General features: G+C 38.1%; 2 protein-coding genes. Both read right to left on the bottom strand.

Features of this window, described 5'->3' with window-relative positions:
• Positions 1–28: 28 nt before the first annotated feature.
• The gene (locus AC6F75_RS04970; protein WP_500713841.1) at positions 29–985 is read right to left on the bottom strand and encodes a Fic family protein; all 957 of its coding nucleotides are present in this window, start codon (positions 983–985) and stop codon (positions 29–31) included.
• Positions 986–1,112: 127 nt separating this feature from the next.
• Positions 1,113–2,073, bottom strand: a 961-nt coding sequence (rodA, locus tag AC6F75_RS04965; RefSeq protein WP_500713840.1) for a rod shape-determining protein RodA, incomplete at its 5' end; no start/stop codon positions are given.

Genomic DNA, 2,073 nt, shown 5'->3' with positions numbered 1-2,073 from the left:
AGAAGCAAAACATTTTACGGGATATTGACTATATTTTTTTCTTGTAATAGGTTGTTTTTTTATCTCCATATTTTTCGATAAGGCCTTTTTCTACTCCATTTTTCAAATCTCTACTTGCGGTTGCTGTTGATAGTTCTGAATACTGTTTTAAATACTCTTTACGGGTAAATTCTTTCGTAAAACTTTCTAAAAATAGTTCTAATCGTTCTGTGTTATTTAATTTTATTGTACCGGTTTCAAGAAGTTCATCCAACGATTGGTCTATAATGGCCAACATAAACTCAATAAATTTGGTTGATTTTCCCGCTTTGTCACAGGCAGAAAGCACATAGTAATAATCATCTTGATTTTTTGCTATCAAAGTCTCAAATGGCAAAAACTCAAACAATGGATATTCGTGCATTAAAATGGACGTTTGCCATAATCTTCCCATTCTTCCGTTGCCATCTGTAAAGGGATGAATGAATTCCATTTCGTAATGAAAAACACAACTTTTAATTAGCGTCAGTTCCGATTTGTCTTTTAAATAATGGAACAAATCACTCATCAGATATTTTATATTTTCAGATGGTGGGGCAATGTGTTCGACTATAGACCCTTTTACTATTCCAACTCCTTTTGTTCTGTATTTCCCCGGATTTTTCACAAGCCCATTCATTAACATTTTGTGCGCCTTTAAGAAATGCAATTCTGAATTGTATTTCAAATTTTTTAGCTCCTTGTAAACCTCCAGAGCATTTAATGCTTCTTTAATGTCTTTCTCCGGACCCACAACTTTCTTGTTTTCTATAATTGCAGTTATTTGTTCCTCAGTAAGTGTATTTCCTTCAATACTTAAAGACGATTGAATAGTTCTTATTTGATTTTGTTTCCGAAGTTTTGGGTTTTGTTTTACTAAAAGTTTAGCGTTAACCGCTCCAATTTTTTGTGAAATAGAGGTAATCAACTTTAAAATTACAGAAGTTATTTCGTAAGGCGGTTTCATTTATTTTGATACTATCATTTGATACTATCAAAAGTATAAAATGTTTTTCATTTTCAGCATAACAGTTGGGAACCTTTAGAGTAAATGTAATGAAGGAGTCAGACCTAATAGCCAAATAAATTTTCAACTACCCATGTATATGCTTCTGGCTGTCAAGCCTTAAAAAGATAAAGACCAGTATGGTAAATGCCCACAAGCCCGAGCCTCCATAACTCAAAAAGGGCAGCGGTATCCCCACGGTGGGGAACAACCCAATCACCATGCTGATATTGACAAAAAAGTGCACAAACAGTATGGACGCCACACTATAGCCATACACCCGGTTAAAGGTGGATTTTTGTTTTTCTGCCAGGTGAAGTATCCTCAAGATTAGCAAAACAAAGAGTAACACGACAGTAAAACTGCCCACAAAACCCCACTCTTCACCCACAGTGCTGAAGATATAATCGGTATGTTGCTCGGGAACAAAGCTTCCTTTGGTCTGGGTGCCCTGGGTCCAGCCTTTACCAAACCAGCCCCCACTACCCACCGCAATTTCACTTTGATGGGTGTTGTAGCCCACACCCCTTAAATCCACTTCCTGGCCCAAAACAATATTGAACCGGTCGCGGTGGTGTTGCTTCAAAACGTTGTCAAACACATAGTCCACAGAAAGTGTAAACCCGATACAGGCTGCACAAATAACAAAATACTTTAAAAAATTGGGCCTTTTCTTCCGGTTGCGGTAAAACACGATGAGTGCAATAAACAAAATGGCAAATATGACCAATGGAGGGTCAAACACCAGAGTCAATACAAAGAGAAAAGCTGCAAAAAAGCCCAATAACAAATACACAAAATGCAAGCCTTCACGGTACATCGGGAAAATAAAAGCAAAATAAACCAGTGCACTACCCGGGTCGGGCTGCATCAATATCAAAACAATGGGAATTCCAATAATGACAAAGGCTTTAATCTGGTCTTTGAACTCCTTGAGGTTGATTTGTATGTCACTGAGGTATTTGGCCATGGCGAGTGCCGTGGCAGCTTTTACAAATTCGGCGGGTTGCAGGCTCATGCCCCCAAAATTGTACCAGGCACGTTGCCCG

The sequence above is a fragment of the Planktosalinus sp. genome, from assembly GCF_059864935.1.
Note: the sequence above shows the minus strand (reverse complement) of the source record. Positions and strands in the feature narration are given on the sequence as shown.